8 protein-coding genes and 2 pseudogenes are annotated in these 8,482 nt (G+C 40.1%); 6 read left to right on the forward strand and 4 right to left on the reverse strand.

Annotated elements, in window-relative coordinates:
* Together H5202_RS15595 and H5202_RS24805 are read right to left on the reverse strand one after the other, a co-directional pair.
* A pseudogene (locus H5202_RS15595) lies at positions 1-348 on the reverse strand (hypothetical protein); the annotation flags it as partial.
* A gap of 282 nt (positions 349-630) precedes the next feature.
* Positions 631-717: pseudogene (locus H5202_RS24805) on the reverse strand (TIGR00645 family protein); the annotation flags it as partial.
* A 272-nt stretch (positions 718-989) separates the two neighbouring features.
* Here H5202_RS24805 and H5202_RS15600 point away from each other — a divergent pair.
* The 4 genes from H5202_RS15600 to H5202_RS15615 all read left to right on the forward strand — a co-directional run bounded on the left by H5202_RS15600 (position 990) and on the right by H5202_RS15615 (position 5,357).
* Positions 990-1,226, forward strand: a complete 237-nt coding sequence (locus H5202_RS15600) for a helix-turn-helix transcriptional regulator (protein WP_182772885.1) — start codon at positions 990-992, stop codon at positions 1,224-1,226.
* Positions 1,227-1,228: 2 nt separating this feature from the next.
* Positions 1,229-2,530, forward strand: a complete 1,302-nt coding sequence (locus tag H5202_RS15605) for a HipA domain-containing protein (RefSeq protein ID WP_182772890.1) — start codon at positions 1,229-1,231, stop codon at positions 2,528-2,530.
* Between the two features lie 389 nt (positions 2,531-2,919).
* Complete coding sequence (locus H5202_RS15610) at positions 2,920-3,825, forward strand: ATP-binding cassette domain-containing protein (RefSeq protein ID WP_182772886.1); 906 nt, start codon at positions 2,920-2,922, stop codon at positions 3,823-3,825.
* Positions 3,825-5,357, forward strand: a complete 1,533-nt coding sequence (locus H5202_RS15615) for a hypothetical protein (RefSeq protein WP_182772887.1) — start codon at positions 3,825-3,827, stop codon at positions 5,355-5,357. The genes H5202_RS15610 and H5202_RS15615 overlap by 1 nt, the downstream gene beginning before the upstream one ends.
* 203 nt (positions 5,358-5,560) lie before the next feature.
* Here the strand turns inward: H5202_RS15615 and H5202_RS15620 are convergent, their stop codons facing one another.
* The gene (locus H5202_RS15620; protein WP_162024000.1) at positions 5,561-6,049 is read right to left on the reverse strand and encodes a TIGR00645 family protein; all 489 of its coding nucleotides are present in this window, start codon (positions 6,047-6,049) and stop codon (positions 5,561-5,563) included.
* Positions 6,050-6,439: 390 nt separating this feature from the next.
* On the opposite strand from H5202_RS15620, the gene H5202_RS15625 reads away from it, so the two are divergent.
* Positions 6,440-6,841, forward strand: coding sequence for a hypothetical protein (locus tag H5202_RS15625; protein ID WP_182772888.1), 402 nt, complete (start codon positions 6,440-6,442; stop codon positions 6,839-6,841).
* A gap of 548 nt (positions 6,842-7,389) precedes the next feature.
* Complete coding sequence (locus tag H5202_RS15630) at positions 7,390-8,142, forward strand: class I SAM-dependent DNA methyltransferase (protein ID WP_182772889.1); 753 nt, start codon at positions 7,390-7,392, stop codon at positions 8,140-8,142.
* Positions 8,143-8,294: 152 nt separating this feature from the next.
* Here the strand turns inward: H5202_RS15630 and H5202_RS23995 are convergent.
* On the reverse strand, positions 8,295-8,482 hold a 188-nt coding region (locus H5202_RS23995; RefSeq protein ID WP_220493897.1), incomplete at its 5' end, for a hypothetical protein.

The following is an 8,482-nucleotide window of genomic DNA, read 5'->3' on the forward strand; positions in this document are numbered from 1 at the left end:
ACTAGAAAATGCTCCCAATTCAGCAAATGACCCAGGACTTTCAGGTAGCAGAATAATCGCGTCTACTGAGTTTGCTAAAATATTCTCTAGTGCAAGTAAACTATGCTGGCCTTGGCCGGCTAGTAGATCATCAAAAAGACTCTCCGGATAGAGTATTTCATATTGGATGCGGCTTTGTTGCTGTGTGAGAAGTTTTGCTACCTTTGAGCGACCTTTTGTTTTGTCTTTGATATCAGCACCACATAGAAAAATTGTTCTCTTTCTTTGATATACAGGAACATAGATTCTTTCTTTGATGACGCTCGCAATGTCAGCGAGTTGTGATACTGAAAATTTTTTAATCACCATATGCTCCTAAATCACGTTATTTTTAGATTCTAACACTATATCTACTGCTTAGAGTATGATTTAAAATTGAATTGAATTAACTTTGCCCGCCATTATTAAATCTTGAATTTAGTGAGGTAATATGGGGCTCCCCAGGGCCAAAGTATACTTTCAGCCCCACTTATTTACCTTTGCTATTCACACCAAGAATTTACCAAGAATTTTGTGGGGATTCGTCAGGGTCAGAGTAAACTTTCTGCCCCACGATATTGTCTATGTCATTTCCACGACGAAATTCAGTTATTACTTACGGGTAATTTTATCCAAATATCCCATGGCGAAGGCCGACAACACGAAGGTAATGTGGCTGACCAAATACCACATAATTTGTCGTTATCTATATTGATTTCTATCAATCTTAAGGTCAATTTCACAGACTGTATTGATTACATTTAACCGTCAAATTACTAAACAATCATATAGTGTAACAACCTACACTTATAACTCGTTTGGCGACTTAGATAATTAAAAAGTGTACTTAACTACACTTTTATTGATCTTGACAGGGGAGATCACAATAAAGTGTAGGTTGCTATACTTTACTGTTGAATACTTAACCATTCAGGGATAAAGTGTAGCAAAGTACACTTTGGACTAACGTTATGGCATCTGCACTCAATCAACAATCCTTGGGTTTACTCATTAAAGAAACCAGAAACAAAGCAGCACTTACTCAAGATGTGGCGGCGATGCTGTGTGGCGTGACCAAAAAGACCTTAATCCGTGTTGAGAAAGGCGAAGATGTTTATATCTCGACAGTGTTCAAAATTCTTAATGGCTTGGGGATTAGCATTTTGGCGGCACAACATAGTGATGCAGACTCTAATGGCTGGTACTAATGATGAGTACAGCTGAAAAACTGACTTTGGATATGCATCTTGGCGATCAGATAATTGGTGAGCTGTCATTTGACCCCGCGACCGAGACATTCATTGTTCAATACACCCATGATTGGCAACAAAGGGGGTTTCCCATTTCGCCGATGGTCCCCTTAGATGGAACCGCTAACAGCCATCAAATTGCGATGTTTTTAGTAAACCTATTACCCGAAAATAAAGGCTTAGAATACTTAATTGAATCGCTAGGGGTATCTCGTGGTAATACATTTGCCCTTATTCGTGGTATCGGCCTTGATACCACGGGTGCCATCGCTTTTTCGCCAAAAGGAATATTGCTACCGGCAACAGCCTTAAGGGAGATAAGTGCTGATGAAGTGATTAAGCGAATTGAAGATCCTCAGCTATGGCCAATGGAAGTGTGGGATGGAAAACCAAGGCTGTCAGTCGCAGGGGTGCAGTCCAAACTAAACCTGTTTTATAACGGCAAAACTTTTGGCTTTGGTGACGCTTCGCTTGCATCCACACATATTTTGAAGTTTGCGCAATACCGTCATTTAGTGATTAACGAGTTTCTTACCATGCGCTTGGCTAAGGCTATTGGTAACGATGTTGCTCATGTCGATATTGTCGAGTTTGGTCAACACAAATCCCTTTGTGTCGAACGCTTTGATCGTCGTTATATGCCTGAGCCTCAAAAAGTCTTGAGACGGCACATGATTGATAGCTGCCAAGCGTTGGGTTTCAGTGTTAACAAAAAATATGAACGCAACTTTGGCACAGGTCGTGATGTGAAAGGTATTCGAGAGGGCGTAAGCTTTGCTCGTTTGTTTAGCCTCGCCAGTCAGTGCACTAATCCTGCAGCTGCTAAACAAAATATGCTGCAGTGGGCTTTATTTAATTTACTCAGCGGTAATGCTGATGCCCATGGCAAAAACTACTCATTTTTCATGACTCCCATAGGTATGATACCGACCCCCTGGTATGACTTAGTCAATGTGGCAATGTATAAGGATTTCGAGCAGGAGATGGCAATGGCTATCGATGATGAGTTCGACCCTAATAAAATTTATGCTTATCAACTGGCTTCATTCGCCGAAGAACTTAGCTTGCCACGAGCCTTGTTAGTGAGCAATTTAACCAAAATGGCAACCAGAATAGAGCAAGCCATAGACGACGTGATTGCCATGCTGCCAACGCTGGATAAAGATGAACATGCCTTTGTGGCTGATTATCGCCAGCAACTCATGACAAGGTGCGAACGCTATCTTGATATGGCTAGCGAAGTTAAGGCCGTTGAATTGTAGAATTTGGCACTGCCACGGATTGATAAATCTTTCTGCAAGGCTTATCTGGTGCCAAGATTGTAAAAATCCTTGTTGGTCTAAAACCTAAAACCTATAAGCTTAGATCCAAACTTCTTATAAAAGAGAAAGCCTCGATTCCTAACCGTATTGAGGCTTTTTGTTTTTCGCTTGTTGCTTAATATGTAACGGTTTTTTCGTTAAGTCTGATTAGGGTGCGATGTGAACGATATTGGGTTCAAAGCTTTACTTATTTCACCAATAGTTAGTTAAATTCGGCAGTATCTTTCAAAATATTAATTAAGTTAAATTTAACCTATTGAATTTTAATAGATTATTTTTGGCGCTGTATTTGCATTGTTATTTCATCTTGATCTATATAGGGAAATACAATGTTATTGGATATTCAATCACTTAGTCATCAATACCAAAGTGGGAAAAAGGCTAAGCCTGCAATCAAATCGCTGTCGCTGCAAGTTGAGCCGGGTATTTTGGGGTTGTTAGGTCCTAATGGTGCGGGTAAATCTAGCCTGATGCGTATTCTCGCAACAATAACAAAACCAACCCATGGGAATATCTTCTGGCAAGGGCAAGATATTATTAAGTCACCTCAAGTATTGAGGAAAGAGCTGGGTTATTTGCCACAATATTTTGGGGTATATGATCAGTTATCCGGCATCGAATTTCTGCACTACATGGCTAGCTTAAAAGGGTTAGATAAATTAGCCGCAAATCACACCATCGACGATTTACTTCATAAACTCAACCTAACGCACGCTGCGCATATGCCATTGAAAGGCTATTCTGGCGGCATGAAACAACGAATTGGTATTGCACAGGCTTTACTTAATGATCCCAAATTGCTGATTATTGATGAACCCACCGTTGGCCTTGACCCACAAGAGCGTGCTAATTTTCGCCAGTTATTAACCGAGTTAGCAGGTGAACGGTGCATTATATTCTCTACGCATATCGTGGCCGATGTTGAATCCATTGCAGACCGTATTGCGATTATGCACTCAGGGAGTTTAATTCAATCAGAATCACCACGTGCACTTCAAGATAAGATCGCTAATAAATGCTGGCAACTCACCGCAAATTTCAGTGAACTAAAGCAAATTCAGCATGAGTTTATTGTTAGCCATAGTGTGCGTAAAGACACCATGGTTGAACTCAACATTATTGCTGACAATTGCCCCGATGAAAGAGCCATTTCAAGAACTCCATCCTTAGAAGATGCTTACCTTTATTTTACCAGTAACCGACAAGCTCAAATTGGCTATGCGAGGGCAAGTTAATGAATCAAGTTTGGCAATGCATTGTCGCTGACTTTAAACAACGAACTCGCCAGCAAAGCTTTGTAGTAACACTTCTGGCGATGTCGGTATTAACATTACTTTTTTTCCCATCCCCCGATGCCCATTATCAAACGCTAGTGATTAATGGTTATCGTGGTATCTACAATAGCGCCTGGCTTGGTATATGCCTCGCGATGTTGAACGTGTTGTTTTTGCCTCTTATCTGTTTTTATCTGGTCAAAAATGCTCTTGAATTAGACCGACAATCAATGACCTGTGAACTCATCGCAGCAACCCCGATTAATAAACTGACTTTTTTATTAGCCAAGTGGTGCACAAGTGTATTTATTCTGTTTTCTATTGTGCTGGTTATGTTGCTGAGTAGTATTGGGATCCAGCTTTATTATGGTGAAAGTTATCAAATCGATCTTTGGGCGTTAGCATGGCCACAATTCGTTTTTGTATTGCCAATGCTATTGGCTATTGCCGCTATCGCGATAATGTTTGAGTCAATTAAGTGGCTTAGAGGCGGGTTAGGCAACGTCGTTTATTTTTTCTTATGGATTGGCTCTATTGTTCAAACCATTGAAAGCGTGTCTGGGATCGGAGCATTAGTCGACCATTTAGATGCAGAAGTCGCAGAGCGCTTTCCGCTACAGCAAGGTAATACTAATATAGGCATAAATATCAGTGATGAAACACGCGAAATAAATACCTTTGTTTGGCAAGGAATAGAGCCGACGATAATGCACCTTTGGGGAGCGCTGCCTTTGCTTCTTATTTGTCTTGGTTGTTTAGTGTTAGCGTTTATCTTTTTTGACCGTTTCAGCGCACACTCACTATCTGAAAATAAACCAGATTTATGGATGAATTTCACATTAAAAACCAAAGTAACTAGCCTACTGGATAGTTTTTTTGTCACGTTAACTCAGCATTTCGCTTTTACTCGTTTATTAAGATTAGAGCTAAAATTAATACTCAAAGGCCATTCGGTATATTGGTTTATCGGTTTGCTGGTGTTGAATGGTATTCAATTGTTTATCAGCCAGGATTTACTTCTCAGCATTTTTTTACCCATTTCATGGTTGTGGTGCGTGTTAGTGATTTCTCAGTTAGGCCAATTAGAAAAACAATCGAATACGGTAGAGCTGATGACTTACAGCAAACAATCCCCCATATTACAAAGCTTAGCCAGTTATTCAGCGGCATGGATGTTATTAGGCTTAGCAAGTATGGGAAGTGTGCTGCGCTTTACCGGAGGAGCTGAGTGGTTGTTGCTGGTTCAATTGATTATCGCCATTTCATTTACTGTCTCTTTGGCCTATTTTTGTGGCACGTTTACAGGAACAAAACGGATGTTTGAAGTGCTTTATCCGGCACTTTGGTACATGGGGCCCATTCAAGCTGCACTATATGTCGATTTTTTTGGTGTGAATAGCCAAGCAAGTTGGCAGGCGGGTGTACCGTATTTATTTTTTGCTACTGCAATCGGTCTGCTGATGTTAACCGTTAGTGCTAAACGCACCCGCTAGCATATCAACATCAGTTTAATAGCCGGATAGTGGCTAGATAAATGATGAAAAAGTAATTAAGTCCATTCGCATGAATGAGTGTAAACCTCTAATGTAGATTGTGGTTGTGTCGTCTATTTCAAATAAGTTATTAAAAATAAGTGGGGAAGAGTCAACTTTTCCCCACTATTTATCTCTGCTATTTACATCAAGTGAGCCTGATATTACTTACGGGTAATTTTATCCAGATATCCCATGGCGAAGGCCGATAACACGAAGGTGATGTGGATGAGCAAATACCACATGATTTTGTCGTTAGCGATATTTTCGGCATTCATAAAGACTTTAAGTAGGTGAATAGACGAAATCGCGACTATAGACGCTGCTACTTTATTTTTTAGCGAGCCTGCGTCCATCTTGCCAAGCCAGTTGAGTTTTTCACTGCCTTCACCCACATCGAGTTGTGAGACGAAGTTTTCGTAACCTGAAAACATCACCATGATGAGTAGGCCACCGACTAAAGTGATGTCGATTAACGATAGGGTGATTAGCACCAAATCGACTTCTTTTATCGAGAAAATATTGGGGATAATATGAAAGATCTCTTGAAAGAACTTTATGCCTAAAGCGAATAAGATTAGGCTTAATCCCAGATAAATCGGCGCCATGATCCAGCGTGATGCATACATCAATCTTTCAAACACTTTTTCCATTAAAAATTAATCCTTCAGATAAAATACGTAGAAATAAATCGATCGACTCATTTTAAAACAACAGCATAATGAACTCTAGTTGCGCTGGCATACAGTAGCAAGCTTGATGATGTGTCATCTGTACGCTTTGCATAATGGGTAGTGTATTGCATTATGTCTTTAGACGTTGATATTTAATTAGGTCTATTTAATTGGGTCTGTATTTAATTGGGCCAGAGTAGGGGCTGATTTAGTAGGGGCTGGATTGAGTGGGGTAGAGTAAGCGTTATTGCCGTCTACATCACCTATTGTCTATTCATTCCAGACGTTTTTAATCTAAGCCTCAGGTTAATTGATTATACTGCGTTTCTTGGTTACGTATTTCAACACTTAAAAGAGAGATCTATCATTATGGATAAACCTGCCAACGCGCCTCGTAAAATGCCTTGGGTTGCGATAAGTGTCATAGCATCCATAGTATTGCTGTTTGGGCTGTTGCTAATGCTGATGCCCAAGGGGTTTACGTCTAATCTTGAACAAATTGGTACGGGCAAACCCGCGGTAGTATTTGTCTATGATCCTAACCTTGTTTCAAGTATCACCCAAACTGAGCAGATGAATGAAGCTCGATCTCATCTTGGTGATAACGTGTACTTTCTGCTTGCTAGAACAGCAACGCCAGAGGGCGATGCGTTTATCGCCAAGCATAACGCACGAGTAACTGAGTTATTACTCTTTGACTCAGCAGGAAACCTAACTAAAAGACAGCGTGCAGTGATAGATGCGAATGAGCTGATGAGATGGGTACGCTAGCCATTTCAGCGCGATCGCCATCTGTGATTAGCGAGAGATTAAGTAAGGGAGTCAGTTGAGATAGTAAGTTGAGAGAGTAAGTTGAGAAAGTAAGTGGGTCTGCTTTAACGTTTCATCAGACTTAGCGCGGCAATAACTGCGTTGCTTCAACACTATTTTAGAAAGCCTTGATACTTAACAGTATCGGGGCTTTTTAATATCTGAATTGGTAAATAGTGTACAAAGCTACACTTTATGGCTGGTTTACGGTTTGGTATTCCAAAAAGTGTATGTAAGTACACTTTTTATGGGATGTGTAGGATCAAAGATAAATGATATTCCAAACTGTTTAGTACAACATCCTGATTAATTGATGATTAAAAAAAATGCTTTGTGACTTAACGGTATAGGGGGTATTTCTAGCATTTTTGCGAGAGAGGACTCGCTAGATTTTAGTCGTTAGCTATTTATCATGCCTCACTCCTTATTTCTCATTCCTTATTCCTCCATTGTGCAATTTGATATATGATGCGCCACCCTAAATTTGCCTATGTCGCTGATCCCTTTTTATGTCTACCAATGCCCTCTATACCGATTTATCCGGTTATTACGATTTAATGTGCTGTGACATTAACTACCAGCAGCAAAGCAATAGCATAGTTCGCTTGCATCAGTTTTTGGGTAACAGTGGTAAACAACATTTAGATTTAGCCTGTGGAACGGGGCCTCATGTTAGGCATTTTATCGATTTAGGTTTTCAAAGTAGTGGGCTGGATATCAATCAACCCATGCTCGATATCGCTATGCGTCGTTGCCCTGAAGCGCTGTTTAGTTTGCAAAATATGACTGAGTTTTATGTTGAAGAAAAACTCGACCTTATTACCTGCTTTTTGTACTCCATTCACTATTCTCCAGGTATCGAGGCACTTAAAGCCTGTATTGCCAGTGTGCATAAGGCATTAAATACCGGTGGCTTGTTTTGTTTTAACAGCGTTGATAAACATAAAATCAATAACAAGGCGTTAGTGAGACACAGTGCCGAATTTGAAGATAGTCAGTTTGTGTTTGAATCGGGTTGGCATTACAGCGGTGAAGGTGAGATGCAATCGCTCAATCTAAGCATTGGCAAAACCCAGTTTGATTCGACGCAGTTATGGCAAGATTCTCATGCGATGGTCGCCACCAGTTTTACTGAACTCGAAGCATTATTAAGTCCGTATTTCGATATTCAAATATTTGAACACGATTACGACAAAATCATCCCTTGGGATTTAGCATCTGGCAATGCCTTATTTGTGTGTACGAAACGTGAGATTGATTAGTTAAGGTTTTTAGCTATTATTTTCGGTAATGCTTATAAGCCTATATCCAGTTTTTTTAAGCCCTGATATTGCGTTTGATGGGTGAGAATCTTATGGTGTTTCGCCCGGTAATCTCCCCATTTTTAGCATAACGTTGTTGTTAAAATGATGTGTTAGTGACAGATATACTGATAAATGTATTTATCATCAATCTGATTTTCGGACACAGAAAAGGCGCAATCGCTGTTGGAAAGTGTCCGGATATACGCTTCAAACTTATCTTTTTCACCCATATCAGCAAAATGAAAAACACCTGTCGCAGGCTTGATTGTCATGGGTATTGAGTTGTTAAAACCATCTC

Source organism: Shewanella sp. SG41-4, assembly GCF_014164505.1.
GTDB lineage: Bacteria > Pseudomonadota > Gammaproteobacteria > Enterobacterales > Shewanellaceae > Shewanella.